Source organism: Pseudomonas sp. 21615526 (genome assembly GCF_013386245.1).
Lineage (GTDB): Bacteria > Pseudomonadota > Gammaproteobacteria > Pseudomonadales > Pseudomonadaceae > Aquipseudomonas.
Map to the genome: position 1 here is coordinate 1 of NZ_JACAOM010000001.1, position 26,848 is coordinate 26,848.

27 protein-coding genes and 1 pseudogene are annotated in these 26,848 nt (G+C 61.8%); 4 read left to right on the plus strand and 24 right to left on the minus strand.

Annotation, left to right across the window (positions count from 1 at the left end):
• Positions 1 to 198: pseudogene (locus tag HX786_RS00005) on the minus strand (SAM-dependent methyltransferase); the annotation flags it as partial.
• Between the two features lie 96 nt (positions 199 to 294).
• On the opposite strand from HX786_RS00005, the gene HX786_RS00010 reads away from it, so the two are divergent.
• On the plus strand, positions 295 to 915 hold the full coding sequence (locus tag HX786_RS00010) for a hypothetical protein (protein WP_032898688.1): 621 nt from the start codon (positions 295 to 297) through the stop codon (positions 913 to 915).
• 3 nt (positions 916 to 918) lie between these two features.
• On the opposite strand, the gene HX786_RS00015 is transcribed toward HX786_RS00010, so the two are convergent.
• The 7 genes from HX786_RS00015 to ppc all read right to left on the minus strand — a co-directional run bounded on the left by HX786_RS00015 (position 919) and on the right by ppc (position 8,145).
• Positions 919 to 1,617: an extensin family protein gene (locus HX786_RS00015; RefSeq protein ID WP_177040162.1), complete on the minus strand. Its 699-nt coding sequence runs from the start codon at positions 1,615 to 1,617 to the stop codon at positions 919 to 921.
• Positions 1,618 to 1,620: 3 nt separating this feature from the next.
• Positions 1,621 to 2,448: an oxaloacetate decarboxylase gene (locus HX786_RS00020; protein WP_178911505.1), complete on the minus strand. Its 828-nt coding sequence runs from the start codon at positions 2,446 to 2,448 to the stop codon at positions 1,621 to 1,623.
• A gap of 27 nt (positions 2,449 to 2,475) precedes the next feature.
• On the minus strand, positions 2,476 to 3,336 hold the full coding sequence (locus HX786_RS00025) for a DUF72 domain-containing protein (RefSeq protein WP_003219211.1): 861 nt from the start codon (positions 3,334 to 3,336) through the stop codon (positions 2,476 to 2,478).
• Entirely contained in the window at positions 3,336 to 3,647 is a 312-nt protein-coding gene (locus HX786_RS00030; protein WP_003219213.1) for a hypothetical protein, read from the minus strand. Before HX786_RS00030 ends, HX786_RS00025 begins: the two co-directional genes overlap by 1 nt.
• 160 nt (positions 3,648 to 3,807) lie before the next feature.
• Positions 3,808 to 4,494, minus strand: coding sequence for a tRNA (adenosine(37)-N6)-threonylcarbamoyltransferase complex dimerization subunit type 1 TsaB (tsaB, locus tag HX786_RS00035; protein WP_003219215.1), 687 nt, complete (start codon positions 4,492 to 4,494; stop codon positions 3,808 to 3,810).
• A gap of 89 nt (positions 4,495 to 4,583) precedes the next feature.
• Positions 4,584 to 5,231 carry an adenylate kinase gene (gene adk, locus HX786_RS00040; protein ID WP_102368215.1) on the minus strand — a complete coding sequence of 216 codons (648 nt, stop codon included), beginning with the start codon at positions 5,229 to 5,231 and terminating at the stop codon, positions 4,584 to 4,586.
• Between the two features lie 268 nt (positions 5,232 to 5,499).
• Positions 5,500 to 8,145 carry a phosphoenolpyruvate carboxylase gene (gene ppc, locus HX786_RS00045; RefSeq protein WP_178911506.1) on the minus strand — a complete coding sequence of 882 codons (2,646 nt, stop codon included), beginning with the start codon at positions 8,143 to 8,145 and terminating at the stop codon, positions 5,500 to 5,502.
• Between the two features lie 187 nt (positions 8,146 to 8,332).
• Between ppc and HX786_RS00050 the strand changes: the two genes are divergently transcribed.
• The 3 genes from HX786_RS00050 to HX786_RS00060 all read left to right on the plus strand — a co-directional run bounded on the left by HX786_RS00050 (position 8,333) and on the right by HX786_RS00060 (position 10,231).
• Positions 8,333 to 8,677, plus strand: coding sequence for a hypothetical protein (locus HX786_RS00050; RefSeq protein WP_003219222.1), 345 nt, complete (start codon positions 8,333 to 8,335; stop codon positions 8,675 to 8,677).
• A gap of 284 nt (positions 8,678 to 8,961) precedes the next feature.
• Positions 8,962 to 9,390 carry a DUF4398 domain-containing protein gene (locus tag HX786_RS00055; protein ID WP_003219226.1) on the plus strand — a complete coding sequence of 143 codons (429 nt, stop codon included), beginning with the start codon at positions 8,962 to 8,964 and terminating at the stop codon, positions 9,388 to 9,390.
• Positions 9,391 to 9,445: 55 nt separating this feature from the next.
• Positions 9,446 to 10,231 carry an OmpA family protein gene (locus tag HX786_RS00060; protein WP_003219227.1) on the plus strand — a complete coding sequence of 262 codons (786 nt, stop codon included), beginning with the start codon at positions 9,446 to 9,448 and terminating at the stop codon, positions 10,229 to 10,231.
• Between the two features lie 28 nt (positions 10,232 to 10,259).
• Here HX786_RS00060 and HX786_RS00065 read toward each other — a convergent pair whose 3' ends face one another.
• The 16 genes from HX786_RS00065 to HX786_RS00140 all read right to left on the minus strand — a co-directional run bounded on the left by HX786_RS00065 (position 10,260) and on the right by HX786_RS00140 (position 26,568).
• Positions 10,260 to 10,493, minus strand: coding sequence for a hypothetical protein (locus HX786_RS00065; RefSeq protein WP_008431103.1), 234 nt, complete (start codon positions 10,491 to 10,493; stop codon positions 10,260 to 10,262).
• A gap of 209 nt (positions 10,494 to 10,702) precedes the next feature.
• Positions 10,703 to 10,957 (minus strand): FlxA-like family protein, encoded by a 255-nt coding sequence (locus HX786_RS00070; RefSeq protein WP_003219231.1) that lies wholly within the window; start codon positions 10,955 to 10,957, stop codon positions 10,703 to 10,705.
• A gap of 112 nt (positions 10,958 to 11,069) precedes the next feature.
• Positions 11,070 to 11,396, minus strand: coding sequence for a hypothetical protein (locus tag HX786_RS00075; RefSeq protein WP_003219233.1), 327 nt, complete (start codon positions 11,394 to 11,396; stop codon positions 11,070 to 11,072).
• Positions 11,393 to 12,298: an alpha/beta hydrolase gene (locus HX786_RS00080; RefSeq protein ID WP_178911507.1), complete on the minus strand. Its 906-nt coding sequence runs from the start codon at positions 12,296 to 12,298 to the stop codon at positions 11,393 to 11,395. The genes HX786_RS00075 and HX786_RS00080 overlap by 4 nt, the downstream gene beginning before the upstream one ends.
• A gap of 173 nt (positions 12,299 to 12,471) precedes the next feature.
• Positions 12,472 to 13,749 (minus strand): flavohemoglobin expression-modulating QEGLA motif protein, encoded by a 1,278-nt coding sequence (locus tag HX786_RS00085; RefSeq protein WP_003219237.1) that lies wholly within the window; start codon positions 13,747 to 13,749, stop codon positions 12,472 to 12,474.
• A gap of 21 nt (positions 13,750 to 13,770) precedes the next feature.
• Positions 13,771 to 14,319 carry a hypothetical protein gene (locus HX786_RS00090; protein WP_177048576.1) on the minus strand — a complete coding sequence of 183 codons (549 nt, stop codon included), beginning with the start codon at positions 14,317 to 14,319 and terminating at the stop codon, positions 13,771 to 13,773.
• A gap of 16 nt (positions 14,320 to 14,335) precedes the next feature.
• Positions 14,336 to 15,052: a TetR/AcrR family transcriptional regulator gene (locus HX786_RS00095; protein ID WP_023659125.1), complete on the minus strand. Its 717-nt coding sequence runs from the start codon at positions 15,050 to 15,052 to the stop codon at positions 14,336 to 14,338.
• 152 nt (positions 15,053 to 15,204) lie between these two features.
• Entirely contained in the window at positions 15,205 to 16,707 is a 1,503-nt protein-coding gene (lysS, locus tag HX786_RS00100; RefSeq protein ID WP_003219243.1) for a lysine--tRNA ligase, read from the minus strand.
• A 78-nt stretch (positions 16,708 to 16,785) separates the two neighbouring features.
• Positions 16,786 to 17,881, minus strand: a protein-coding gene (gene prfB / locus HX786_RS00105; RefSeq protein WP_096236834.1) for a peptide chain release factor 2 whose coding sequence is annotated in 2 segments (ribosomal slippage) — positions 16,786 to 17,808 and positions 17,810 to 17,881 — 1,095 coding nt in all. Because the reading frame shifts where the segments join, the coding sequence is not laid out codon by codon here.
• A 247-nt stretch (positions 17,882 to 18,128) separates the two neighbouring features.
• Positions 18,129 to 19,130 carry a diguanylate cyclase gene (locus tag HX786_RS00110; RefSeq protein ID WP_003219248.1) on the minus strand — a complete coding sequence of 334 codons (1,002 nt, stop codon included), beginning with the start codon at positions 19,128 to 19,130 and terminating at the stop codon, positions 18,129 to 18,131.
• A 51-nt stretch (positions 19,131 to 19,181) separates the two neighbouring features.
• Positions 19,182 to 20,192: a chemotaxis response regulator protein-glutamate methylesterase gene (locus tag HX786_RS00115; RefSeq protein ID WP_003219250.1), complete on the minus strand. Its 1,011-nt coding sequence runs from the start codon at positions 20,190 to 20,192 to the stop codon at positions 19,182 to 19,184.
• Positions 20,189 to 22,492, minus strand: coding sequence for a hybrid sensor histidine kinase/response regulator (locus tag HX786_RS00120; protein ID WP_178911508.1), 2,304 nt, complete (start codon positions 22,490 to 22,492; stop codon positions 20,189 to 20,191). The genes HX786_RS00115 and HX786_RS00120 overlap by 4 nt, the downstream gene beginning before the upstream one ends.
• Positions 22,489 to 23,175 (minus strand): chemotaxis protein CheW, encoded by a 687-nt coding sequence (locus tag HX786_RS00125; RefSeq protein ID WP_102368208.1) that lies wholly within the window; start codon positions 23,173 to 23,175, stop codon positions 22,489 to 22,491. Before HX786_RS00125 ends, HX786_RS00120 begins: the two co-directional genes overlap by 4 nt.
• Complete coding sequence (locus HX786_RS00130; RefSeq protein ID WP_178911509.1) at positions 23,172 to 24,434, minus strand: protein-glutamate O-methyltransferase CheR; 1,263 nt, start codon at positions 24,432 to 24,434, stop codon at positions 23,172 to 23,174. The genes HX786_RS00125 and HX786_RS00130 overlap by 4 nt, the downstream gene beginning before the upstream one ends.
• The gene (locus HX786_RS00135) at positions 24,434 to 24,946 is read right to left on the minus strand and encodes a chemotaxis protein CheW (protein WP_177069471.1); all 513 of its coding nucleotides are present in this window, start codon (positions 24,944 to 24,946) and stop codon (positions 24,434 to 24,436) included. The genes HX786_RS00130 and HX786_RS00135 overlap by 1 nt, the downstream gene beginning before the upstream one ends.
• On the minus strand, positions 24,946 to 26,568 hold the full coding sequence (locus tag HX786_RS00140) for a methyl-accepting chemotaxis protein (RefSeq protein WP_003219261.1): 1,623 nt from the start codon (positions 26,566 to 26,568) through the stop codon (positions 24,946 to 24,948). Before HX786_RS00140 ends, HX786_RS00135 begins: the two co-directional genes overlap by 1 nt.
• Between the last annotated feature and the right edge of the window lie 280 nt (positions 26,569 to 26,848).

The window sequence follows — 26,848 nt, forward strand, 5'->3', positions numbered from 1 at the left end:
ATCCACCCGCACCGGCCCCGGCGCCTCAGGCCCCAGCTGTTGCAACTGCAGCCCCTGCTCCCCCACCTGCAAGGCAAAGTCCGCCTCATCCAGTTGCAAAGGCAACCCCAGCTGCTCGGCCCAGTGCTGCGCACGTGCCTGAAAACCTTCGGCCAAGGCCTCGACCCGAATGCGGCTGGCCGCTGGTTGTTCGCTCATCGGTGACTACGCTCAAAAATATTAAGGATCGGCAAAAAGCGGCCGATAAAAAAAAGGATCCGGCATTTTGCCAGAGCTGAGCGACGATCGAGAGAAATGTCAGACATTCCTTCGCTATTCACCGGTGTACTGCCGACCCACAACCACTTCGGCCTGCGCAATACCCAAGCGCTGGCCGGCGTCAGTCATGTGTGGCAGGACTTCTTCGCCCAGGCGTTGGCCGAACAGCTCGGCGACACGCCGGGCGCGCTCGCCAAGTCGGTGGCGAAACCTGTGGACCCGGCGGTAGAACCCAGCGAAGGCAGTGACCTGCTGTCGCAGATCGTCACCCAGCGCGCCTGTGATGTGACAGACACCGAGATCGCCCCGCCCGAGCCGCTGTTCCTGCCCATCGCCGAATTCGAACTGGAACTGCTGCCACCGGCCCCGCCACCGTACCCGGCGGAAGAAGTGGTCGCCCAGCAAAAGCAGCAAAACTTCGAAAGCGCCTGGGTGCGCCCGATCGTCCTGACCGCCGGCCAACCGCTGCCCGAACCGGGTCCGGCGCCGCAACCACGCCCGCTGCATTTGCCGATCGCCGAATTCGAACTGGACCTGCTGCCACCACCACCGCCACCGTTCCCGGCAGAAGAGCTGGTTGAGCAACAGAAAGCCCTGGATTTCGACAGCCGCTGGGCGCGTCCGCTGATCCTGCACAACCTGCGCCTGGCCGCCTGACCCTCAGCGACACACCCACCACCGACCCATGTCCAGATGAAAGTGATTACGGTGGGCGGCGTTGTAATCCGGGCTCAACACCACATTGAAATCCTTGCAGGCGCCATCGCGCACTTGCCGCAGGAAGCGCGCACGCTCGCCGTCACCCGGCCAATCCTTGAGCACACTGATGGTGCGCCCGTCCGCCAGGCGAAACCCGGCGATATCCAACGCATTGGCCGACGCATGCTGGCTGAGTCGTCCGTTGGCGCGGTTGTAGATATTGCGACAGGCAAAGCTGCCCAGGTGATCGACCCGCGTCACTGCCTGGCCAAACACCGCCTGGGCCGCTGGTTGCAGGCTATGGCGCTCGAACAGGGCGAACGCCACGGCCAGCGGGCAACTGGCGAGAAAGCTGCTGCTCAAGCCGACATCAGCGCCTTGGACCCGCAATGTATTGCGCAGCGGGCAAGCCGCGTCGGCAGGGCTGTCCGCCTGATGGGCGACCCGCAGCCCGGAGGTCTTCAGCACTTGGTCACATAGGGCAGGATCATCCTGCAAACGCCCAAGCTTGAATCGGGTCAGCAGGTTCGGGCTTGCCCGCACGTCCAGCGGAGCCCACGGGTTCCACTCATCGGGCAGCGGCACCCAACCCCGCCACACGCCAACCAACACACCACCTGCCAACACCAGCAGCACGCGCAGCACCTTGAAGAAACGCACGCCTCAGCCCTTGAACAGTTGATTGGCCTGGTTGAACGGCATCGAGCGCTCAGTGAAGGTAAACGTGCCCAACTCATGAACCTCCTGGGCCGCCCTGAAGAACTCGCCATAAGCCGCCAGGGCCATGGCCGAGCCGACGCTGATGCGCTTGACACCCATCTCGCTCAACTGCGCCACGCTGAGTTTCAGGGCGCCTGACATCAAGATATTCACGGGCTTGGGTGCAACCGCCTTCACCACCGCCAATACTTCCTCGGCACTGCGCAGGGCCGGTGCATAGAGCACGTCGGCGCCAGCTTCGGCGTAGGCCTGCAGGCGGCGAATGGTGTCGGGCAAATCCAGCCGGCCATGCAGGAGGTTTTCCGCGCGGGCGGTCAGGGTGAAGGGGAATGGCAAACTGCGGGCAGCGGCGACTGCGGCTTCGACGCGCTCCACGGAAAGATCAAAGGGATAGATCGGGTCGACGGCAATTCCGGTGGCGTCTTCGATGGAGCCACCGACAATCCCAGTCGCTGCCGCCCGCAGGATAGTCTTGGCGCAGCCTTCAGGGGTGTCACTGAAGCAGTTTTCCAGGTCCGCGGCGACGGGCAGCGAGGTCGCCTGGACGATCGCCCCGGCATTGCCCAAGGTGTCTTCCAGGGACAACGCACCTTCGGCATCCGGGCGGCCGAGGCTGAAGGCAAAGCCGGCGCTGGTGGTGGCCAGGGCTTCAAACCCCAGGCTGGCGAGCATTTTTGCAGAGCCCGCATCCCATGGATTGGGCATCACGAACGCGCGGTCACGCTCATGCAGGGCCTTGAAGGTTTCGGCGCGAAGGGTTTGGGCATCCATGACTGACTCCTGTCGGGAAAAGGAGCCTTAGAGTAACCCCAGTTGCTCCGCTGCGGGTTCTCGATGCAGGGTGGGCAATGCCGGCAAGCCGGGCAAGCGCAGCATCAATTTCTCATGAAAGCGCAAGGCCAGTTGGGCGGCCAGGCGGTTGTCGGAAGTGTGAAGAAACACGTAGGGCGTACGCCCCTCTTCGATCCAGCCGGCGACCTTTTCAATCCAGGGCACCAGAAACGGGTCATTGGCTTCCAACTCCGGATGGCCGATAAAGCGCACTTGCGGAAACTGCGTCAGCGCCGCCGGGCGAGGCGGCACCTTGGGCTTTTTCGATTGGGCGTGCAGCACGGCTGCCGAGGTGGAGGTGCAACTGAACAACGCACGCGGGTCCAGGCAGATGCGCTCGACTCCGCGGTCGCGCAGCAAGCGGTTGAGACTGCGCTCGGCATCGCCCTTGGCGAAAAATTCCGAGTGACGCACCTCCACCGCCAACGGTCGCTCCAGCCCGTCGATAAACCCGGCCAACTCACCCAGGCGCTGCGGGGTGAAACTGGCCGGCAGCTGCAGCCACAACGGCGAAATACGCTCGCCCAACGGGCTCATCAACCCGAGGAAACTTTCCGCCGCCGGCAACTGCTCGATCAGGTTGCCGCTGTGGCTGATATCCCCCGGAAACTTGGCCGTGAAGCGAAAATGCTCGGGCATGATTTCAGCCCAGCGCTGCACGGTAGCGACGGAAGGACGGGCGTAGAACGTGGTGTTGCCCTCGACGGCGTTGAAGACCTGGGAATACAGGGCAAGGTAATCGCTGGAGCGGGCGTCGGCGGGATACAGGTATTCGCGCCAGGCGTTTTCACTCCAGGACGGACAACCGAGGTAGTAAGGCAACAGCATCAGATATGGATATCGAGGCCCAGCACTTCCATATCCCATTCGACAAAGCCGGCAGTGGTCAGGTAGCTGGCCAGGGCATTGGCGACGTTTTTGCTCATGGAGCGCGGGAAGATCATGTCTTGCTGGCGGGCAGGAACGCCGCTGGTGCGTGCACCGCCGGAACCCTGGGAACGGGTTGAAACAGCAGTGTTGTCAGACTGGATTTCAACAAAGTCGGGCGAGTCTTCGACGGAGTCGTCTACCGTCACGTTCGCCTTGCGAGGCTTGCGCTTGAGGGGGTAGGACTGTGATGAAAAGCCGTCTATGCGCATACATGCGAACTCGGTATCGGTGATGGCATTTTAGTGGCGCTTTCCATGGCGCGCAAATGCTCTGGTGATAACTAGAACACATAATTGGTAAAAGGTTTAAAAGCACGGGCAAATTCTGACGATTGGCTATTTTTTCCTGAAATTGCCCGCACTTTTGACGTCAAATAATCCCGCGTTCAGCCTTGGTCTGCGCCACTTTATCCCGCAGGTACACGGGCGCCGCCTGGTCCGCCGGAATCGCCTCGCCTCGCTCCCAGGCAAAGCGTGCCAGGGCCAGCAGGTCTTCGGCGTGGGGCAGCATCCCGGCATCCTGGCCGGCAAGCGTCACGCCAATGCGCTCGCCGTAGCCCCAGCCGGTGCCGGCACCGAACCAGTCGCCGCTGGCATCAGCCGGCAAGGCCGCCGTTTCAGGCGACAGCACAGCTTCAGCCCCCACCAGGCGCATCTCGCCAGCGGTTTCGCGGTAGCAGCCCCAATACACTTCATCCATGCGCGCATCGATGGCCGCCGCGACCTGGTTGGCGCCGTGTTCGCGAAATGCCCGCTGCGCCAGCACCGCCAGGTTGGACACCGGCAATACCGGACGCTCCAGCGCAAACGCCAGGCCCTGGACCACACCAATAGCGATGCGCACACCGGTGAACGCACCCGGGCCGCGCCCGAATGCGATGGCGTCCACCGCCGACAAGGTGGTGCCCGCGTCCAGCAGCAATTGCTTGATCATCGGCAACAGCTTCTGCGCGTGCAGGCGCGGGATCACCTCGTAGTGGCTCGTAACCTTGCCATCGTGCAGCAGGGCAACGGAGCAAGCTTCAGTCGCGGTGTCCAGGGCCAGCAAGGTGCTCATCGGTGTATGCATCCACGTTGAAAAAAAGTGCGTCAGTATAAACAACAACGGCCCGCAAGCGGGCCGTTGTCAATCAAGCGGATGAACGATCAGATCAGCGCTTCCAGTACTTTGCCAGTGATGGCTTCAACCGAACCCACACCTTCGATGTGGCTGTACTTCGGCTTGCCCTGGGCGGCCGAGAGTTTCTGGTAGAAGTCCACCAGCGGCTTGGTCTGGGAATGGTAGACCGACAGGCGATGACGCACGGTCTCTTCGGTGTCGTCCTTACGCTGCACCAGGTCTTCGCCGGTAACATCGTCCTTGCCCGCGACTTTCGGCGGGTTGTAGACGATGTGGTAGACGCGGCCCGAGGCCTCGTGAACACGACGACCGGCAATACGCTGCACGATCTCTTCGTCTTCAACGGCGATTTCCACCACGTTGTCCAGCTCGACGCCGGCCTTCACCAGGGCTTCAGCCTGGGGAATGGTGCGCGGGAAGCCATCGAACAGGAAACCGTTCTTGCAGTCTTCCTGGCTGATGCGTTCCTTGACCAGGTTGATGATCAGGTCATCGGAGACCAGGCCGCCGCTGTCCATCACGCTCTTGGCGATCAGGCCCAGCTCGGTGCCGGCCTTGACGGCCGCACGCAGCATGTCGCCGGTGGAGATTTGTGGAATGCCGAATTTTTCAGTGATGAACTTTGCCTGAGTACCTTTACCGGCCCCGGGAGCTCCCAGCAGAATGACGCGCATCGATGTGCTCCTCAATTTTTTATAGAGATGACGCTCGGATTCGCCGCGTGGGGCCAATCTCGGAAATTTTGGGTCCAGGCCGCACAAACGGCCAAAGGCTGATCAAGATACACAGCAGGCCCAAACCACACAAGCCGCCGAAAGTAGGAGAAACCCGCGCCGCGCTGGCTTTATAGGCAGGTACAACCCTGACAGCAAAACGCCGGTCGCCAATTTTACGGCGCCCGGCGCGGGGTATCTGCAAGCTATTGAGAACACGCCATAAATGTCAGCCGGTGTTGCGCAAACCAGCGGCAATACCGGCCACAGACACCAGCAGCGCCTGTTCCAGAGGGCTGTCTTGTGCCGCTTCCTGTTGCCGCGATCGGGCAAGCAATTCGGCCTGCAGCAGGTGCAACGGGTCCAGGTAGGTGTTGCGCAGGCGGATGAACTCAAGCGTATCGGGGCTGTGGGCCAGCAGCTGAGACTGGCCAGTCAGGCCAAGCACCACACTGCACGCCTGCGACAATAGGTCGCGTAAGTGCGCACCCAATGGCAGCAGATCGGGCTGCACCAATCGCTCGTCATACAGCCGGGCGATGTCGGCGTCGGCCTTGGCCAGCACCATTTCCAGCATATCGATGCGGGTACGAAAGAACGGCCACTGCTCGCGCATCTGCCCCAGCAACTCGCCTTCGCCACGCTCCAGGGCATTGTTCAACGCCGCTTCCCAGCCGAGCCAGGCGGGCAGCATCAGGCGGGTCTGGGTCCAGCCGAAGATCCACGGGATCGCCCGCAGGCTTTCGATACCGCCGGCCCGGCGCTTGGCCGGGCGACTGCCCAGTGGCAAGCGACCCAGTTCCTGCTCCGGGGTCGACTGGCGGAAATACTCGACGAACTGCGGATTTTCCCGCACCACGGCGCGGTAAGCGCTGACACCGTCGGCGGCCAATTCGTCCATCAAGTGGCGCCAGGCCGGTTCCGGTGGTGGCGGTGGCAGCAAGGTTGCCTCCAGCACCGCCGCCAGGTACAGGTTGAGGTTTTGCTCGGCGATGTCCGGCAGGCCGAACTTGAAGCGGATCATCTCGCCCTGCTCAGTGGTGCGGAAACGCCCCGCCACCGACCCAGGAGGCTGCGACAGAATCGCCGCGTGAGCCGGGCCGCCGCCGCGGCCTACGGTGCCGCCACGACCGTGGAACAGCAGCAGTTCGACTTGTTGTTCGCGGCAGATTTCCACCAACTGTTCCTGGGCCCGGTATTGCGCCCAGGCGGCGGCGGTAGTGCCGGCGTCCTTGGCCGAATCCGAGTAGCCGATCATCACTTCCTGCGGGCCCTGCAGGCGGGCGCGGTAGCCCGGCAACAGCAGCAGTTTTTCGATCACCGGGCCTGCGTTGTCCAGGTCAGCCAGGGTCTCGAACAACGGCACCACACGCATCGGCCGTTGTACGCCGGACTCCTTGAGCAGCAGTTGCACGGCCAACACGTCCGACGCGGCGCCGGCCATGGAGATGACGTAGGAACCCAGGGACGCAGCCGGTGCGGCAGCGATTTCCTTACAGGTGTTCAGCACTTCGGCGGTGTCTGCCGAAGGCTTGAAGTAGCCCGGCAACAAGGGGCGACGGTTGGCCAGTTCCTTCATCAGGAAGCTGATGCGCGCCTCTTCGTCCCAATCCTCGTACCGGCCAAGGCCCAGGTAGTCGGTGATTTCGGTCATGGCCGCGCAGTGGCGGGTGGAATCCTGACGTACGTCGAGGCGCACCAGGAACAAGCCAAACGTCACAGCCCGACGCAGGCAGTCCAGCAGCGGGCCGTCGGCAATCACGCCCATGCCGCAGCTATGCAGCGACTCGTAGCACAGTTGCAAAGGCTCGAGCAGGTCGCGGTTGTTTTGCAGCACATCGGCGGGCGCCGGCGTGGTGCTGGTCAACGAGGTGTGGGCCCATTGGCGTGTGGCGCGCAGCCGCTCACGCAATTGCTTGAGCAACGCCCGGTAAGGTTCGACGCTGTCACCCACCTTGACCTGCAATGCCGGGCTGGCCTGTTGCATCGACAGTTCGGAGGCGAGGTGGTCGATGTCGCGCAAGTACAGGTCAGCCGCCATCCAGCGCGCCAGCAACAGCACTTCGCGGGTGACCGGGGCGGTGACGTTGGGGTTGCCGTCGCGGTCGCCGCCCATCCAGGAAGCGAAGCGAATCGGCGCGGCCTCCAGAGGCAGGCGCAGGCCGGTCGCGGCATGCAAAGCGTGATCGGCCTTGCGCAAATAATTCGGGATGGCGTGCCACAACGAATGCTCGATCACCGCAAAGCCCCACTTGGCTTCGTCTACCGGCGTGGGCCGGGTGCGGCGAATTTCTTCGGTGTGCCAGGCTTCGGCGATCAGGCGTTGCAGGCGATTGCGGATCTGCTCGCGCTCGGCGGTGGTGAGGTCGCGGTGATCCTGCAGGGCCAGTTGTGCGGCGATGGCGTCGTATTTCTGGATCAGGGTGCGGCGGGCGACTTCGGTGGGGTGAGCGGTGAGCACCAGTTCGATTTCCAGCCGGCCCAACTGGCGCGCCAGGGATTCGCTGCTGTGGCCTTCACTCTGCAGGCGCGCCAGCAGTTCCGGCAGCACCCGCGACTCGAACGGCGCCGGGGTTGATTCATCACGGCGGTGGATCAACTGATACTGTTCGGCGATATTGGCCAGGTTGAGAAACTGGTTGAAGGCCCGCGCCACCGGCAGCAGTTCGTCTTCCTTGAGTTGATTGAGGCTGGCGCTCAGCTCTTCGCCGGCCACCTGCTCCGAGGCTGCGCCACGGCGGTCGGCCTTGGCGCCTTTACGGATCTGCTCGATCTTGTCGAGGAATTCATCGCCGTACTGTTCTCGAATCGTGTTGCCCAACAGTTCACCCAGCAGGTGAACATCCTCACGCAAACGTGCATCGATATCGCTCATCAGCCAATCTCCAGCAGAAAATCCGGGACGCTTTGATCTTCAAGAGTGCCGCCCACGGCGACGTCTTACAAGGAACTTTAAACCTTGTGAGTTGCAGCTAGTCTCAACAGTAAGCCGCAGCGTTATCCGCGCTGGCCGGCTGGTCACTCATCATCGCCCGCGTACCGTGGGCTCCATTGAGGTTGCCATGAAAATCCGAGAACTGGCCCAGCATTGGGAAGAAAACGCCAAGGGTCGCCTGACCAAAACCGAATACGCCATCCATCTGGACGTGGAAGCCGCCGCCAGGCTGGCGGCGATCTCCGAGATGTACCCCAAACGCCATACCGAAGAACTGCTCGGCGAGTTGATTGGCGCAGCCCTCGAAGAGCTGGAAGCGAGCTTTCCCTATATCAAGGGCAAGCAGGTGATTGCCACCGATGAGGAAGGCGATCCGCTGTATGAGGATGTCGGCCCAACCCCACGTTTTCTCAGCCTGTCACGGCGTTACCTGCACGATTTGTCAGCTCAGTCCGACAAGCAGAAACACTAGTAAACCTGCGCCTCGAACCCCTTAACCTCCCGTATTCAGGGCCTCCCACAGGCCCTGGATACCGCTGCGCCATGCAAAAGTTCCAACTTTTAAACGCTGACCGTTCAGTCAAATATTTTTTTAGGCAAATCGCCATCTTCGCTGAACTATTCAAAAAAGCCTCCGGTCACAGCCAGTAAGCCATCACTTGGAACAGCCGTTTGAATAGGCGTCCTGAGCTAACCGCCGGGCCCCGCAGACACTGCAAGCCGGAGATGGATTTGATGTTTTTCAGGAGTTACCTAATGGAGTTGAAGACGATGAAGACCAGCACTGCCAAAACCTCGTTTAACCACCTGCGCGGGCTTAAATTGGCCGCGCTGGCAATCGGCACCAGCTTCGTACTGGCTGGCTGCGCCGGCAACCCGCCGACCGAGCAATACGCTGTGACCCAATCTGCGGTGAACAGCGCTGTCAGCGCCGGCGGTACCGAGTTCGCAGCCGTGGAGATGAAGTCTGCCCAGGACAAACTGAAGCAAGCTGAAATCGCCATGCACGACAAGAACTACGACGAAGCCCGTCGCCTGGCCGAACAGTCCGAGTGGGACGCTCGCGTAGCAGAGCGTAAAGCCCAGGCTGCCAAGGCCGAACAGGCTGTGAAGGATTCCCAGAAAGCTGTTCAGGAGCTGCGTCAGGAAGGCATGCGCCCGGCTGTGATCCAGCCGCAACAATAAGCCGCCGCCCCTGATTGCATTGCACCCGAAACCGAATTGAAAGGACGACACGACTATGCGTAAACAATTGATGATCCCTGCCCTGCTGGCGATGAGCGTTGCTCTGGCGGCTTGCTCCACCCCGCCGAACCAGAACCTGGAAAATGCTCGGACCAACTTCTCGGCCCTGCAAGCCAACCCGCAAGCCACCAAGGTAGCGGCGCTGGAAACCAAAGACGCCAGCGACTGGCTGGACAAGGCTGACAAGGCCTACCGCGACAAGGAAGACCAGAAGAAGGTCGACCAACTGGCCTACCTGACCAACCAGCGCGTTGAAGTGGCCAAGGACACCATCGTCCTGCGTGAGTCCGAAGCCAAGCTGAAAAACGCCGGTGACGAACGTGCCCGCGCCCTGCTGCAGGCCCGTGACGCGCAGATCAAGCAACTGCAAGACAGCTTGAACGCCAAGCAGACTGATCGCGGCACACTGGTGACCTTTGGTGACGTGCTGTTCGCCACCAACAAGTCAGACCTCAAGTCCAGCGGCCTGGTGAATATCACCAAGCTGGCGCAGTTCCTGCGCGATAACCCGGACCGTAAAGTGATTGTCGAAGGCTACACCGACAGCACCGGTTCCGACTCGTACAACCAGAGCCTGTCCGAGCGCCGCGCCGCTTCCGTACAGCGCGCACTGGCCAACCAGGGTGTGGATATCTCGCGCATCGTGACCCAGGGCTATGGCAAGGAATACCCGGTTGCCGATAACGGCAGCGTTTCGGGCCGCGCCATGAACCGCCGCGTTGAAGTGACCATCTCCAACGACAACCAGCCGGTCAAGCCACGTTCTTCGATGGCCAACTGATCGATTGATGCTGGAAAAAAAACCCACGTTACTGTGGGTTTTTTTTCGGGTCGTCGAACCGGACAGGTCGGTTGGGATCCTCGGCTGGTAGCTCTATCTTCCCGCCGTAGCCATGTTCCGACAGCTTGTCGAGCAAGTGCTTGAGCTTATGATCCTCGGCGTCGAGCATTTCCAGCTTCTCGTGCCCCCTGAGCATGTTCACCATGTTGCTTATTGCAGCAATATCTATCGCCACCTTCTCGCCCCGACTCGTGTAAATCACATCGCTTCTGTGGTGCGTTACGCAATACGGTTCCAGATATTTCCATCATCAACTACGACTACACCGGAGGGCCCAGCCCGCACACCACGCCGCCCGCTCCGTCGCTGAATGATCGTTTGAGGCCGCATGAAAAATCCCGCCAAATGGCGGGATTCTTTTATTTGCAGGCCAGGAATCAAGAGGTCCCAGTGCGCTTCAAGAGCATCGGGTCAGTAGCTTACTGGCGCCGAGTTATCCTGCTCCGGAGCCGCCTGCCCTTTGAGTTGGGCCAGCTCCGCCTCGAGCCTCTTGAGCCTTTCCTCAAGGCTTTCTTCGCCCTGCGCGCCCTGTGCACCACCGCCTCCTTGGGCGATCTGGTTCTTCAACTTCTGAATCTCTTGTTCCAATTGCTGAAGTCGCGAATCACCTCCCCCCGCACCGGCAGTGAATGGGGAAGACGAGTTGTTTACGCGAGGAATGTCCATTCAAGTGACTCCAAATTAAGTATCCGAGATAACCGATCCAGCGCTGCTGGCCAGTACGGAATCTGTGGCAATCCACTTAAAATGGTTCCAGACCTTTCCCACTTGACTCGCGCTACTGCTCCAATTGCGGCGTTTCCTGCCCCATGCAGCGCACTGCCTGCTTCTTGCTGTTGACCAGTACGCCGGTCAGCCCTTTCTGTTCGGTATCAAACAGCACCAGTACGCCATCAACGCATTGCGCCACCTGGGCGGCCGGGGTCAGGGAGATTTTGTAATCCTCGCCCGGCACGGTCTTGAGCATGGTGAAGTCGCTGAGCAGCAACGCATCCTCGGGCTTGGCGAAGTGCAAATAGCCGTAGTACCACAGGCAGCCAACGGTACCGATGATGGTGCCGATGCCGGTGAGGATCAGGGGGATCATGTTGCGTTCTTCGCTCATTGCGGGTTCTCTGCGTTGGAATTCGGGGCCGCCGGGTAATTGGGGATTTCCCCCAGGCGGCGCAGCCCGTTGAAATGCTGGGGGTCGTCCAGGTAGCGCAGCATCACGGTTTGCCAGGTCTTGTCGGCAAAAGTTTGCACGTGGCCACCCCGGGTCAGTTGCAGCACCCGCGGTGGCGGCGCAGCCTGATACAGACGAATGCCGTTGGAGAGCGGCACGATCGGGTCGTCCAGGCTATGGAACAACAATTTCGGCACGCCGGTCAGCCGGGGCATGGCGTTGATCGCACTGTCGGCGTCCGGCACCAGCCACGACAACGGCACCTGGAACGGCCATGTTAGCCAGGAGGTGCTGAGGGCGAATTGTCCTACGTCACGATAACTGGCCGGCACACCGTCCAGTACCAGCGCCTTGAGCTGCGGCTGACGTTCGGGATGTTCCGCCAGGTAGTGCACCACTAGCGCGCCGCCCAGGCTTTGGCCCAGCACGATCAGTGGCTGGCCCTGGGTTTCGGGGGCGTTGTCGATCCACTTGAAAGCGGCGTCGATGTCCTGGTAAACCGCCGGCAGCGAAGGTTCGCCTTCGGACAACCCGTAGCCGCGATAGTCCACCAACAGCACTTGATAGCCCTGCTCCGGCAGCCACCAGCTGCCGCCGAGGTGCCAGGCGAGATTGCCGCCGTTGCCGTGCAGGTGCAGCACCGTGCCCTTGAGCGGCACGCCAGCCTTGGCCGGCAGCCACCAGGCGTGGAGCTTCAGACCATCGGCGGTGGTCAATGTGACGTCACGGTATTGCAGGCGAGCCTTTTCCGGGGTGAACGGCATGCCGCGCTCCGGATAGAACAATAAGGAGCTGCAGCCGTTAAGGGTCAGTAGCAGGCAAAGAATGCCGAGGATTCTCATCCGTTGAAGCCTCGTGAATGGGTTGGGAACGATCCTGAAGACCTATGGAGATCAAAGGTGGGAGCGGGCTTGCTCGCGAATGCGGTGATTCAGTAACCACATCTGTTGCTGATACACCGCATTCGCGAGCAAGCCCGCTCCCACATTTTGACTGAGTTCCTTCAGAGATATCGTTAAAGGATATTGGAGTAATCCGCCTCGATCCGGTCCAGGCTCAAATGGTTGAGGAAGTTGGAGAAACACATCCACGCCGCCAACGCATTCATGTCGCGGAACTGATCCGGCAGGTATTTGGGTGGCACCACCAGGCCTTCGTCCACCAGTTGGCGCAGGGTACGCATGTCTTCCAGGGTGGTCTTGCCGCAGAACAACAACGGCACTTGCTCCAGCTTGCCTTTGCGCACGGCCAACTGAATGTAGTTGTAAACCATGATAAAGCCCTTGAGGTAGGACAAATCCTTGGTAAACGGCAGACCCGTAGGCGTCGACCCACGGAAAACCCGGCTCGCATTGCCGTAGCTTTCCGCCATCTCAAAGCCCTGCTCACGGAAGAACTCGAACACCTGCAGGAAGTCGGCTCCCTGCTCCACCATATGAATGGCGCGAGTGCGGTTGGTCAGCTTGCGCAGGCGGCTGGGGTAGGAGGCGAAGGTGATGATTTCCATCAGGATCGCCAGGCCTTCCTGGGTCACGGTCGACGAGGGCGGGCCCTTGGACAGGAAGGTGCAGATCGGCTGGTTTTGCCCATTGAGGGTGGTGCCCACGTGCACCAGGCCTTCATGGACCTCCAGGGCGCGCACGTCGCGGTCGTTGAACATCGCGTCGGCGCGGATCTTGATGTAGTCGGCACCTGCCGCCGCATCCGCCACGATACCGTCGGACTCGAACACCCGGATGGTTTCCTCGGCCTCGCCGAATACCTTGTTCAGGCGGCTCTGCAGCAGGTTGACGGCGTCCTTGGCGGTCAGGGTCTTGGCTTCGTCCTTGAGGTCGCCACGGCCATCGATATTGTTCAGGTAGTCCGACATCATCAGGCCGAGGTCGGCCAGGGTCGGGTCACCGGCATGGAAAGCATCGGAAGCGGCGCCGTACAGCTCCTGGGAGATCAGGCCGAAATCCTCGGTGCCCCGCGCTTCGAGCATGCGCACCACCATGCGGTATTCCTTGCACATGCGCCGCATGATCTGCCCGACCGGGTTGAACTGGCCAAGCTGGCGGGTGATGTCACGCTCGATGTTCTGGAACTCCAGCTTCACCGCGCTGGAATCGAACGACAGCGGCCGGGTCAGGTAGTAGTCGCGGTCCACCGCCGGCATTTCCTTACCCTTGGCCTTGAGGAATCCCTGGCGAATATTCTCGTCCCACTTCACGGCGTCGAGGACGCGAATCGGTGTTTGCGCCAGCACAATGCGATCGGACAAGGCGCGTATCGTCTGCTGGTAATCGTCCACCCGGTACTTCCTCTTTAAACGTTATTTGCCTGCACGCTGGTAGCGCACGGCTTCGACGAACACATCGGCATTGGCCGGATCATCCAGGTACGCAAATACCCGGGCCATGGAACTGTCGATCAACACACCGGCACCCTCGACGGTTTCGACGGTGCTGCCACTCAGGACCTTCTGGCCGACCGCCTGGTGGACCTGATCCAGGTCGAGGTTGTAGACCACCAGTTCGTGCTCATCATTCAATTCGAACCCGGCGAGGATGTAATGCCCGCCGAACCTGGTCGGCAATGGCGCCGACAGATACCAGCGGCTGCCATGCCGGGAAACCGTGAACAGGTATTCATCCCGCTGGCCCGGCTTGGCCTTAGGGTAGCTCACGGCTTTGTAGCGGTGCTCACCGACGCGGCTGATTTGCAGGTTGAGCGGCTCACCCCAGGCGTTTTTGCTGGCCCATTTGCCAAGCAGACCATCAGGCGCCGCCTCGCTGGCGGGCAACGGGTCCTTGAAGGTCACCAGGCAACCGCTGAGCAACAGGAACGACAAGGCGATCACGACGACGCGCCAGGCTTTCATTGGACAATCCCCTGTGTCAGACCGAAGCCAACACCAAATGCATGTAACGCTTGAGGATCTCAAGCATTTCTTCGCTGGTCAGAGGCTCTGCGCCGCCCAGCAGGCCCTGATATTCCATCCGACCGATAATCGCCGTCAACACTTTGGCATCCTGTTGCGGCTCGCGGGAACCCAATACCTGGAAAAACTGGCAAGTGCCCTGCAGCAGGATTTGCTGGTGGGAGCGCACCAGCTCGGCCAGGCGCGGGTTCAGCAGCGCTTCCTGGCGAAACGCCTGCTCGGCCATCAGGTGCTCACGGCGGTTGAGCAATTGGCGTTGCACGTAATCGGCGGTCAGGCGCGCGATGTCATCGGCCAGTTGCGAGCGCGACTGCGGGCTGCCGTCGCCATAAGCCACCATCTCGCGCAGCAGGCCTTCGTTACGCACCCACAACTTGCCCATGAACGCGGCGCTGCGCTCCACATATTGGGCGAAGGTGTCGGTGAGCAGGTCGTCGATGTCCTTGAAGTAATAGGTGGTGGCCGACAACGGCACACCGGCTTCCGCCGCCACCGCACGGTGACGCACGGCACGCACGCCTTCGCGTACCACGATGCGCATCGCTGCATCGAGAATGTCCTGCCTGCGCTGCTCACTGCCCCGGCGACTGGCCTTGCGGCCCTGGTACTGAACACTTTCAGCCACGGCAGCGGCAATGCCGGCGGCACCCTTTTGAGCCATTACGCGGTTCACGACGGATCTTCCTCCACAGTGTGACGCGGAGCGTCACGGGCTGCGTTCCCACGTGGAGCGTGGGAACGATCACCTGGCGCTGTTTACTTGACGCTTATAAACGCCACATAAAAAAGCCGCCTTATAAAAGGCGGCTTCGGATTTCGCTACGGTTACGCTTGTGGCCGCATGTGCGGGAACAAGATCACGTCACGGATCGACGGCGAGTTGGTCAACAACATCACCAACCGGTCGATGCCGATACCTTCACCGGCGGTAGGCGGCATGCCGTATTCCAGGGCGCGTACGAAGTCGGCGTCGTAGTGCATCGCCTCGTCGTCGCCAGCGTCCTTGTCAGCCACCTGGGCCATGAAGCGCTCGGCCTGGTCTTCGGCGTCGTTCAGCTCGGAGTAGGCGTTGGCGATTTCACGGCCGCCGATGAACAGCTCGAAACGGTCGGTGACGTTCGGGTTGTCATCGTTGCGACGGGCCAGCGGCGACACTTCGAACGGGTACTGGGTAATGAAGTGCGGCTGCTCCAGCTTGTGCTCGACCAGCTCTTCGAAAATCATCACCTGCAATTTGCCCAGGCCTTCGAAGCCCAGCACCTTGGCGCCGGCTTTCTTGGCGATGGCGCGGGCCTTGTCGATGTCGTTCAGGTCATCGGCGGTCAGCTCAGGGTTGTACTTGAGGATCGAGTCGAACACCGACAGGCGCACGAACGGCTCGCCGAAGTGGAACACCTTGTCGCCGTACGGCACGTCGGTGGTGCCCAGGACCAGTTGCGCCAGTTCGCGGAACAGTTCCTCGGTCAGGTCCATGTTGTCTTCGTAGTCGGCGTAGGCCTGGTAGAACTCCAACATGGTGAATTCAGGGTTGTGACGGGTCGAAACGCCTTCGTTACGGAAGTTGCGGTTGATCTCGAACACTTTTTCGAAGCCGCCAACAACAAGCCGCTTGAGGTACAGCTCAGGCGCAATACGCAGGAACATTTCCATGTCCAGCGCGTTGTGGTGGGTTTCGAACGGCTTGGCTGCGGCACCACCCGGGATGGTTTGCAGCATCGGTGTTTCAACTTCGAGGAAGTCACGCTTCATCAGGAAGCTGCGGATGTGCGCAATAACCTGCGAACGCACGCGGAAGGTCTGGCGCACTTCTTCGTTGACGATCAGGTCAACGTAGCGCTGGCGATAGCGCTGCTCGGTGTCGGTCAGGCCGTGGTGCTTGTCCGGCAGCGGGCGCAGGGATTTGGTCAACAGGCGCACGCTGGTCATTTCAACGTACAGGTCACCCTTGCCGGAACGCGCTAGGGTGCCTTCGGCGGCAATGATGTCGCCCATGTCCCAGGTTTTCACCGAGGCCAGGGTTTCTTCGGACAGGGTTTTACGGTTGACGTAGACCTGGATGCGACCGGTCATGTCCTGGATCACCATGAACGAGCCACGGTTGAGCATGATGCGACCGGCAACCTTGACCGGGATTGCAGCCTCTGCCAGCTCTTCCTTGGTCTTGTCCGCGTACTGTTTCTGCAAGGCATCGCAGTAGTTTTCGCGGCGGAAGTCGTTCGGGAAGGCATTGCCCTTGGCGCGCTCGGCAGCAAGCTTTTCCTTGCGCAGGGCGATCAGGGAGTTTTCTTCCTGTTGCAGGGCTTGCGGGTCGAGTTGTTGGTCGCTCATGTCTTTAAATTTTCCATCAGGTTCGTTGTCCCCGGCCTGCGGCCGGGGATCGCCGGCAAGCCGGCTCCTACAAAGGAGTTACAGGCCAGATTTCAGGCTGGCTTCCAGGTATTCGTCGATATCACCGTCGAGCACCTTGTCGCAGTCGCTGCGTTCAATGTTGGTACGCAGGTCCTTGATCCGCGACGCGTCGAGCACATACGAGCGGATCTGGTGACCCCAGCCGATATCCGACTTGGTGTCTTCCAGCGCCTGGGACGCGGCGTTGCGTTTCTGCATTTCCTGCTCGTACAACTTGGCCCGCAGCATTTTCATGGCGGTGTCCTTGTTCGCGTGCTGGGAACGTTCGTTCTGGCAGCTCACCACGGTATTGGTCGGTACGTGGGTAATACGTACGGCCGAGTCGGTGGTGTTTACGTGCTGGCCACCGGCACCGGAGGAACGGTAGGTGTCGATCCGCAGGTCTGCCGGGTTGATCTCGATTTCCACCTTGTCGTCGATCTCTGGCGAGACGAAAACGGCGGAGAACGACGTGTGGCGACGGTTGCCGGAGTCGAACGGGCTCTTGCGCACCAGGCGGTGTACGCCGATCTCGGTCCGCAGCCAGCCAAAGGCGTATTCGCCCTTGATGTGCACGGTCGCGCCCTTGATGCCGGCGACCTCACCGGCCGACAGTTCCATGATGGTCGCGTCGAAACCGCGTTTGTCGGCCCAGCGCAGGTACATGCGCAACAGGATGTTGGCCCAGTCCTGGGCTTCGGTGCCGCCAGAACCGGCCTGGATGTCCAGGTAGGCGTTGTTCGGGTCCATTTCATGGCTGAACATGCGGCGGAATTCGAGTTTGGCGAGGTTTTCCTCGAGACGGGCCAGCTCGGCGACGACATCGCCCACTGCGCCTTCGTCGTTTTCTTCGACGGCCATGTCCAGCAGGTCGCGGCAATCGCCCAGACCGGTGTTCAATTCGTCGAGGGTGTCGACGATCTGCGCCAGCGCAGCGCGCTCGCGGCCCAGTTCCTGGGCATATTCAGGTTTGTTCCAGACAGCCGGATCTTCAAGCTCGCGATTGACTTCGGTCAGACGCTCATGCTTTTGATCGTAGTCAAAGATACCCCCGAATAGTTTCGGAGCGCTCGGACAGGTCCTTGATGGTGTTAAGGATCGGGTTGATTTCCATGGCGGGCAGCACTCGTTGGCGAACTTTTGAAAGCCGACGAGTATAACGACAAACGGCTGATAACGGCAGTCCGCTTGGCCGAAAAGGCGGGGATATGCACCATCCAGACAGCGATGAAGATCAAATGTGGGAGCGGGCTTGCTCGCGAATGCGGTGGTTCAGTCGCCAGATGCATTGACTGACACACCGCATTCGCGAGCAAGCCCGCTCCCACATTAGGTCTGCGACATCCCGCAGACCGTATTCCCTACTCGATCCCCACCTGATTGCGCCCATTGTGCTTGGCCAGGTACAGGCCCTTGTCCGCCGCCGAGATCAATTGCCGGCAATCGGTGCCCTGCACCGGGGTCATGGTCGCCAAGCCGATACTGATGGTCAGGCTCGCCCCTTCTGCCGGGGCAATGTGCGGGATTTTCAGGCTCGCCACCGCCTGGCGCAGCTTCTCGGCCACCAGCCGCGCACCGCCCGGCGAGGTATTGGGCAGCACCAGGGCAAACTCTTCACCGCCATAACGCGCCGGCAAATCCGAAGGACGGCTGCTGGCATCACGAATGGTCGCCGCCACCTTGCGCAACGCCTCGTCGCCTTCCAGGTGGCCGAAACTGTCGTTGTAGGTCTTGAAGAAGTCCACGTCGATCATCAGCAGCGACAGTTGGGTCTGGTCACGCATGGCGCGGCGCCATTCCAGTTCCAGGTATTCGTCGAAATGCCGGCGATTGGACAGCCCGGTCAGGCCGTCGGAGTTCATCAGCCGTTGCAGCACCAGGTTGGTGTCCAGCAACTGCTGTTGGCTGACCCGCAGCGCCCGGTAGGCCGCGTCCCGTTGCAACAGGGTCATGTAGGAGCGCGAGTGATAGCGGATGCGCGCCACCAGTTCGATGTTATCGGGCAGCTTGACCAGGTAATCGTTGGCCCCGGCAGCAAACGCCGCACTCTTGATCAGCGGGTCTTCCTTGGTGGAAAGCACGATGATCGGGATGTTCTGCGTCGCCGGGTGATTGCGGTATTCGCGCACCAGGGTCAGGCCATCGAGCCCCGGCATCACCAGGTCCTGCAGGATCACCGTCGGCTTGATACGGATCGCCTGGGCAATGGCCTGGTGCGGGTCGGCGCAAAAGTGGAAGTCGATATTGTCTTCATGGGCCAGGCCCCGGCGTACGGCCTCGCCGATCATCGCCTGGTCGTCGACGAGCAGCACCATGGCGGCGTTTTCGTCGGTCTTGAAGTCGTCGAGCTGCAAATCATTCATTTACGGTCACCTGAATTACTACCTGCAGGCCAGGACAGCGTGTGATATCGGTCATTTTGCGAATACCTCCAGCAATCGTGGCGCAATTCTGTCCAATGGGCGAATTTCAACAGCCGCGTCAATCGCCGCTGCCGCTTTGGGCATGCCGTAAACAGCACAGCTTTGCTGGTCCTGCGCGATGGTCAGGTAGCCTTGCTGACGCATCAACTTAAGTCCCTGGGCGCCATCACGCCCCATCCCCGTCAGCAGCACGCCAACGGCATCGCCATTCCAGTAGCTGGCGACGCTCTCGAAAAACACGTCGATGGACGGCCGGTAAATCTCGTTCACAGGCTCTGCGGTGTAGGCCAGCGTGCCGTTCTTCAGCAGGCGAATGTGATGATTGGTGCCCGCCAGCAACACGACACCGCTTTGGGGCGGCTCGCCTTCCCGGGCCAGGCGCACCGGCAGGCCCGAGGCACTGCTCAGCCATTCGGCCATGCCGGCGGCGAACACCTGGTCCACATGCTGCACCAGCACAATGGCCGGCGAGAAGTCCCGGGGCAAGCCCTTGAGCAGGGATTCCAGGGCAGCCGGGCCGCCTGCGGACGAACCGATGGCCACCAGGCTCTGGCGTTTGCCCGTGGCCCGCTGGGGCGCAGGCTCGGCCCGCACGCGGCTGCCACGCTGGCCAATCAGCCAGCCAATATTGAGGATCTTGCGCAACAGCGGTGCCGCGGCGTCCTTCGGATTGCCCACGCCCAGTGCAGGCGTGTCAACCACGTCCAGGGCGCCATGGCCCATGGCTTCGAATACACGGCTGACGTTGGCCTGGCGGTCGACGGTGACAATCAGGATCGCACAGGGCGTCTCGGCCATGATCTGCCGGGTGGCCTCCACACCGTCCATCACCGGCATGATCAGGTCCATCAGAATCAGGTCGGGCGTGAACTCGGCGCAACGCTGCACTGCTTCCAGGCCGTTGCCCGCAACCCACACCACTTCGTGGGCCGGCTCAAGGCTCAACGCCCGGCGCAAGGCCTCCACGGCCATGGGCATGTCATTGACGATCGCAATCCTCATGCCCGTGCTCCTCCAATCAGCTCCACCACCGCGTCCAACAGCGCGTCGTCATGGAAGCTGGCCTTGGCTAGATAATAGTCGGCGCCGGCGTCCAGTCCACGACGACGGTCTTCTTCCCGATCCTTGTAGGAAACAACCATCACCGGCAGGGATTGCAGGCGAGTATCACGGCGCAAGAGTGTGACCAATTCAATACCGTCCATGCGAGGCATATCAATGTCCGTGATCAGCAGGTCGAAGTCTTCGGAGCGCAGCGCGTTCCAGCCATCCATGCCATCGACCGCCACGGCCACTTCATAACCGCGATTAAGTAACAATTTGCGTTGCAGCTCACGCACGGTCAGCGAGTCATCCACCACCAGAATACGCTTGCGCGGTGCTTCGAGGGTTTGCTGGGTGCGTCGGGCGATGCGCTCCAGACGACCGGTATTCAGCAGTTTGTCCACCGATCGCAGCATGTCTTCGACGTCGACGATCAGCACCACCGAACCGTCATCGAGCAACGCTCCGGCGGAGATGTCCTGGACCTTGCCCAACCGGTCGTCCAGGGGCAATACCACCAGCGTGCGCTCGCCGATAAAACGCTCCACGGCAATCCCGTAGACCGCATCGCGCTCGCGGATCACCACGACCTTCAGGGTTTCCTGACTGCCCTGCCCCGGCGGGCGCTGCAGCAACTGGCTGGCGGCCACCAGGCCGACATGCCGGCCTTCGTGCCAGAAATGCTGGCGGCCTTCCAGTTGCACGATGTCGTCGGGCGCAAGATCGCACATGCGCTCGATGTGGGCCAGCGGGAAGGCGTAGGCCTCTTCGCCAACTTCCACCACCAGGCTGCGCACTACCGACAGGGTCAACGGCACCTCCAGGTGGAAGCGACTGCCCTGCCCCGCCGCCTGCTCCAGCACCACCGCGCCGCGCAACTGGCGCACCATATGCTGCACCGCATCCAGGCCGACCCCGCGCCCCGAGACCTCGGTGACCTTGTCCCGCAGGCTGAACCCCGGCAGGAACAGGAACGTGAGCAGTTCCTCTTCGCTCAGGCGCAGGGCGGTTTCCACCGGCGACAAATGCCGGTCGACGATGGTGCCGCGCAGGCGCTCCAGGTCGACACCGTTACCGTCGTCGCTCAACTCCAGCACCAGTAAGCCGGCCTGGTGAGACGCCCGCAGGCGGATCAGGCCTTCAGCCGGTTTGCCCGCCAGCAGGCGTTGCTCGGGCATTTCAATGCCGTGGTCCACAGCATTGCGCAGCAAATGGGTCAGCGGCGCTTCGAGTTTTTCCAGCACATCGCGGTCGACCTGGGTTTTCTCGCCTTCGATTTCCAGGCGTACCTGTTTACCAAGGCTGCGGCCCAGGTCACGCACCATGCGCACCTGCCCGGCCAGCACGTCGGCAAACGGCCGCATGCGGCACGCCAGCGCCGTGTCGTACAAGACTTGGGCGCGTTGCCCGGCCTGCCAGCCGAACTCGTCGATTTCGGCGGTTTTTTCCGCGAGCAGTGCCTGGGCTTCGCTCAACAGGCGGCGGGTATCAGCCAGCGCTTCCTGGGCTTCCAGGCTCAGGTCGACGGTCTTGAGGTGGCCGTCGAGGTTTTCCAGGGCGCGGGCACTGTTGCTCTGGATGCGCTTGAGGCGTTGCAAGCTGGCGAGGTAAGGCTTGAGCCGCTGGGTTTCCACCAGGGACTTGCTGGACAGGTCCAACAGGCTGTTCAAGCGTTCGGCGGTCACCCGCAACACCCGCTCGCCGCCTTCGGTCATGCGTTTGTTCTGGCGTGGCAGTTCGGCACTGACCGGCGGCGCGGGTTCGGGCTCCGGCGGCAGGGTCAGCAGCGCTTCCATCGACAATTCAGGTTCTGGCGCGGGCGTTGGCGGCGGCGCAGGCTTTGGCGCAGCGGGCGGTGCGACTTTCTGCGACGGATCGAGCAACCGCTCCATCAATGCCACATAGGACTCGATGTCCGCCGGGCCCACGGTATTGCCCGGCGTAGCAATGCGCATCAGCAAATCGGTGCCTTGCAGCAGTGCGTCGATATGCTCCGGCAGCAGGTACAAGCGGCTTTCCTGGGCGCTGACCAGGCAATCTTCCATCACGTGGGCCACGCTGACCCCCGCGTCCACCCCGACAATCCGCGCCGCGCCCTTCAGGGAATGTGCGGCGCGCATGCAGGCTTCGAGCTGGTCGGCCTGGGTCGGGTTGCGCTCCAGGGCCAGCAGGCCGGCGCTGAGCACCTGGGTCTGGGCGTCGGCTTCCAGGCTGAACAGCTCCAGCAGCGAGGCATCGCGCATCTGGTCGGGGGTCATGTGAGGCTCCGGGTCACGGCAGACAACAATTGCGCCTCGTCCAGCCAGCGCAGGCTGCGGCCTTTCCACTGCAACACCCCTTGGGTATAGCGGGCGCTGGCCTGGGTGCCCGACGCAGATGCCGCATTCAAGGTGCGTTCATCAATGGCATGGATACCGTCCACTTCGTCCACCGGCACCACCACGGGGCCGTCCTGCGCCGCGATGATCAGCATGCGCGGCATGATTCGTGCGCCACTGGGGCCGCTGCCGGTGCTGTCCAGCCCCAGCAATTCCACCAGGGACAGGCACGCCACCAGTGCGCCACGCACGTTGGCCACGCCCAGCAAGGCGCGGGAACGCTGATGGGGCAAGGAATGGATCGGCTGCAACGGCGCCACTTCCACCAGGCAGCGAGTGGCGATGCCCAGCCATTCTTCGCCGAGGCGGAACATCAGCAGCGAACGGGTGAGGACATCACCCTCGACTTCCGGCGTCGCGACGGGGCGGTGATCGTCCTGCTGCAAGGCATAACGGTCGAGCAGGCGCGTGGCGGCGGCGGAATACACCGAGCAATTGCGACAGTGAATGTGCTCGGCCAGCAACGGGCAGGACTTGTCACCGTGGATGCCGATGCGGTTCCAGCAGTCATCGATGGCCTGGGTATCGGCCAGGGTCAGGTTCAGCTCGGGATCCAGGGTCATGATTTACGCTCACTGTCAGCTCGCTCGCTGCGCGCGGCACGAGCCTGCAAACGCCGGGCGCCGGCGACATCGCCCTGGGACTCGAGCAACGCGGCCAGGTGCATCAAGGCCTGCGGGTGCTGGGGTTCCAGGTACAAGGCTTTTCTGTAATAACCCTGGGCTTCCAGGGCGCTGCCGGCCACATCGCTGAGCAGGCCCAGCCAATAAAACACCTGGGCCGCCGGCGGATGGCTCTGCAAATAACGCTCGCAGGCAGCACGGGCTTCCAGGCTCTTGCCTTCATTGGCCAGGGTCGCAATCTGACTGAGCAGATCGGCGGCGTCCGATTGCGGGGGCGGCGGCTTGATCGGTACCACTTGGGCACTGACAGTGCTGAACGGCCGGGGCCTGGTCGGGATAGGCGCGGCACTGCGCTGAGGAATCGGCGCGGGCATCGGCACAAATACCGGTTCAGGCGCGGGCTCCGCATGCCGGCTGAAGGCAAACGACTGCGGCACGCCAATCGAACGCATGCCCAGGCGCCCCAGCAGGCTGCCTTCGGCAGGACCGATAAACAGCACGCCGTCGACATGGGTCAGGCCCTTGAGCACTTCAAACACCTGCTTCTGGGTCGGCTGGTCGAAGTAGATCAGCAGGTTGCGGCAGAACACAAAATCGTAGGTGGGCTCGTTGGCCAGCAGCGTGGGGGCCAGCAGGTTGCCCACCTGCAGGCGCACTTGTTCGCGTACCCGGTCGGCAATCCGGTAGCCGTCGGTTTGCTCGGTGAAGTGGCGATCGCGGAACTCGAGGTCCTGGCCGCGAAACGAATTCTTGCCGTACACCCCACGGCGGGCGCGCTCCACCGACAGCGGGCTGACGTCCATGCCCTGCACCTTGAACTGATGCGGCGCCAGCCCGGCGTCGAGCAAGGCCATGGCAATCGAATAGGGTTCTTCGCCGGTGGAACACGGCAGGCTGAGGATCCGCAGGGCGCGCATCTGCTTGATTTCGGCCAGGCGGGCGACCGCCAGCCGGCCCAGGGTGGCGAAGGATTCGGGGTAACGGAAAAACCAGGTTTCGGGGACGATCACCGCTTCGATCAGCGCTTGCTGTTCGTCGGTGGAGGCCTGCAATTGCTGCCAGTATTGATCTGCGGTCTGTGCGCTGAGCGCCATGCTGCGCTGGCGTACGGCACGCTCGATGATCGCTTCGCCCACCGAGGCAACGTCCAGGCCAATGCGCTCCTTAAGGAAGTCGAAGAAGCGTTGATCACTGCTCATCAACCCTCCTCGCCCGCGGCAAACAGCAGCGCCTGCACGTCAGCCGTCAGCAGGTCCGCCACGCCGATCCACTGCATCAAGCCACGCTCGTCTTCGCGCACCGGGCCCAGGTAACGGGCCTGGCGGTTGTCCAGGCCGTAGGGCTGGAACTCCGCCGGGTCACAGCGCAGGGTATCGGTGGCCTGTTCGAGGATCAGCCCCAGCCAGCGTGCCGGAGTGAGTGTATCCGGCTGATAATTGACCAACACCAGGCGCGTGCTGGTGCGGGCCTGGGCCGGCGTACCGAAGGTCAAGGCACTGAGATCGATCACCGGCACCATTGCCCCGCGATGGGCAAAGATCCCGGCGACCCACACAGGCGCATGGGCAATGGGCTTGAGCGGCAGGCGCGGCAGCACCTCGGCCACTTCCGTGGCCTTGAGGGCATACCGTTCATTACCGATGTGAAACACCAGGAACAGTGCTTTCTTCACTGCCGCAACAGCACCGCGTTTAGCCGCGAGGTCGTTCATCAGACTTTAAAACGCGACACGCCGCTGCGCAGGCCGACGGCGACCTGGCTCAGCTCGTCGATGGCAAAGCTGGCCTGACGCAGGGACTCCACGGTCTGGCTGCTGGCATCGCCCAACTGCACCAGCGCATGGTTGATCTGCTCGGCGCCGGTGGCCTGGGCCTGCATGCCTTCGTTGACCATCAACACCCGTGGCGCCAGGGCCTGCACCTGATGGATGATCTGCGACAACTGCTCGCCCACCTGCTGCACCTCGAACATGCCACGGCGCACTTCTTCAGAGAACTTGTCCATGCCCATCACCCCGGCCGACACCGCCGACTGGATCTCGCGCACCATCTGCTCGATGTCGTAGGTGGCCACGGCGGTCTGGTCGGCCAGGCGCCGCACTTCGGTGGCTACCACGGCAAACCCGCGACCGTACTCACCGGCCTTCTCGGCCTCGATGGCAGCGTTGAGGGACAACAGGTTGGTCTGGTCAGCGACCTTGACGATGGTCACCACCACCTGGTTGATGTTGCCGGCCTTCTCATTGAGGATCGCCAGCTTGGCGTTCACCAGGTCGGCCGCGCCCATCACCGAGTGCATGGTTTCTTCCATGCGCGCCAGGCCTTGCTGGCCGGAGCCGGCGGCCACCGAGGCCTGGTCGGCGGCGGTGGAGACTTCGGTCATGGTACGGACCAAGTCCTTGGAAGTAGCAGCGATCTCCCGCGAAGTAGCGCCGATCTCGGTGGTCGTCGCGGCGGTTTCAGTGGCCGTGGCCTGTTGTTGCTTGGAAGTCGCGGCAATCTCGGTGACCGAGGTAGTGACCTGTACCGAAGAGCGCTGTGCCTGGGACACCAGGGCGGTGAGCTCGGTCATCATGTCGTTGAAGCCGGTCTCTACTGCGCCGAATTCGTCCTTGCGTTCGAGGTTCAGGCGTTTGCTCAAGTCGCCGGTGCGCATGGTTTCGAGGATGTCGACGATGCGTTTCATCGGCGCCATGATCGCGCGCATCAGCAGCAGGCCGCAGAGGCCGGCGGCGAGGATCGCGAGGATCAGCGAGACGCCCATGCTGATTTTTGCAGCGGACACGGCGTCGTCGATAGCGTTGGTGGCGCGGTCCGCGACGTTTTTGTTTTCGGTGATGATGTCGTTGAGCTTCATGCGGCCTGCGGTCCAGGTCGGGGTCAGCTCTTCGTCGAACACTTTGCGGGCGGCGGCGACGTCATTGCGTTGCAGGTTTTCAGTGACTGCGGCCAAAGCCTTGTTGTAGGCCTGGTGCAGGGCTTCGAACTTATCGAACTCGGCCTGATCCTCAGCGCCGTTGATAGTTGCCTTGTAATTGGCCATTTGCGTGATGATGCGCGCTTCGAAGGACTTGTAGTCGGCCTTGTCGGCTTCGGTGAGTGTCTTGTCTTTGCGCAGGCCGATGATGTCGAGGGTGTCGAGGTAGCTGTCGACCCATGCGCTGCGGATCATGGAGCTTAGGTAGACCCCGGGGACTGCGTCATCGCGGACTGACTCTTCGCCGGCCTCGATCTTCAACAGGCGTGAATACGAGACCACTACCATCAGCAGCATGATCGCGATGATGACCGCAAAGCTCGCCAAAATCCGTTGGCGCAAGGTCCAGTTCTTCACAGTAATTCCTCAAGGGCCATTCAAATGGAGAGGAGTATAGCTGAGCGGATGCCATCATTAATCAACGGCTTGTGGGATCTGGGTCACGCTCGGGGGAGGAAAGTTTTCTTGGGGGGGGGCATATCCGTTGCTGCGGTAACGGCTACTTATGGTTCCGCTCTTACAGCGGGTCACTTTTGGCAAACGCCCCAAAAGTAACCAAAAGGTCTTTGCCCCACCACTCGGTGCCTCGCTTAGGCTCGGCATGCCCGCACTCCGGCACGCTTGCGCGGGCCGCCGC

What these genes read in the sequence shown, in the direction of transcription:
- tsaB (WP_003219215.1), bottom strand. Translation starts at nt 4,494, where the DNA reads ATGAGCACCTTGCTGGCCCTGGACACCGCGACTGAAGCTTGCTCCGTT.
- HX786_RS00075 (WP_003219233.1), bottom strand. Translation starts at nt 11,396, where the DNA reads ATGAGCGAAGAACGCAACATGATCCCCCTGATCCTCACCGGCATCGGC.
- HX786_RS00020 (WP_178911505.1), bottom strand. Translation starts at nt 2,448, where the DNA reads ATGGATGCCCAAACCCTTCGCGCCGAAACCTTCAAGGCCCTGCATGAG.
- HX786_RS00055 (WP_003219226.1), top strand. Translation starts at nt 8,962, where the DNA reads ATGGAGTTGAAGACGATGAAGACCAGCACTGCCAAAACCTCGTTTAAC.
- HX786_RS00115 (WP_003219250.1), bottom strand. Translation starts at nt 20,192, where the DNA reads ATGAGGATTGCGATCGTCAATGACATGCCCATGGCCGTGGAGGCCTTG.
- HX786_RS00120 (WP_178911508.1), bottom strand. Translation starts at nt 22,492, where the DNA reads ATGACCCCCGACCAGATGCGCGATGCCTCGCTGCTGGAGCTGTTCAGC.
- HX786_RS00090 (WP_177048576.1), bottom strand. Translation starts at nt 14,319, where the DNA reads ATGAAAGCCTGGCGCGTCGTCGTGATCGCCTTGTCGTTCCTGTTGCTC.
- HX786_RS00080 (WP_178911507.1), bottom strand. Translation starts at nt 12,298, where the DNA reads ATGAGAATCCTCGGCATTCTTTGCCTGCTACTGACCCTTAACGGCTGC.
- HX786_RS00060 (WP_003219227.1), top strand. Translation starts at nt 9,446, where the DNA reads ATGCGTAAACAATTGATGATCCCTGCCCTGCTGGCGATGAGCGTTGCT.
- lysS (WP_003219243.1), bottom strand. Translation starts at nt 16,707, where the DNA reads ATGAGCGACCAACAACTCGACCCGCAAGCCCTGCAACAGGAAGAAAAC.
- HX786_RS00030 (WP_003219213.1), bottom strand. Translation starts at nt 3,647, where the DNA reads ATGCGCATAGACGGCTTTTCATCACAGTCCTACCCCCTCAAGCGCAAG.
- HX786_RS00070 (WP_003219231.1), bottom strand. Translation starts at nt 10,957, where the DNA reads ATGGACATTCCTCGCGTAAACAACTCGTCTTCCCCATTCACTGCCGGT.
- HX786_RS00050 (WP_003219222.1), top strand. Translation starts at nt 8,333, where the DNA reads ATGAAAATCCGAGAACTGGCCCAGCATTGGGAAGAAAACGCCAAGGGT.
- adk (WP_102368215.1), bottom strand. Translation starts at nt 5,231, where the DNA reads ATGCGCGTCATTCTGCTGGGAGCTCCCGGGGCCGGTAAAGGTACTCAG.
- HX786_RS00025 (WP_003219211.1), bottom strand. Translation starts at nt 3,336, where the DNA reads ATGCTGTTGCCTTACTACCTCGGTTGTCCGTCCTGGAGTGAAAACGCC.
- HX786_RS00135 (WP_177069471.1), bottom strand. Translation starts at nt 24,946, where the DNA reads ATGAACGACCTCGCGGCTAAACGCGGTGCTGTTGCGGCAGTGAAGAAA.
- HX786_RS00125 (WP_102368208.1), bottom strand. Translation starts at nt 23,175, where the DNA reads ATGACCCTGGATCCCGAGCTGAACCTGACCCTGGCCGATACCCAGGCC.
- HX786_RS00110 (WP_003219248.1), bottom strand. Translation starts at nt 19,130, where the DNA reads ATGAATGATTTGCAGCTCGACGACTTCAAGACCGACGAAAACGCCGCC.
- ppc (WP_178911506.1), bottom strand. Translation starts at nt 8,145, where the DNA reads ATGAGCGATATCGATGCACGTTTGCGTGAGGATGTTCACCTGCTGGGT.
- HX786_RS00130 (WP_178911509.1), bottom strand. Translation starts at nt 24,434, where the DNA reads ATGAGCAGTGATCAACGCTTCTTCGACTTCCTTAAGGAGCGCATTGGC.
- HX786_RS00010 (WP_032898688.1), top strand. Translation starts at nt 295, where the DNA reads ATGTCAGACATTCCTTCGCTATTCACCGGTGTACTGCCGACCCACAAC.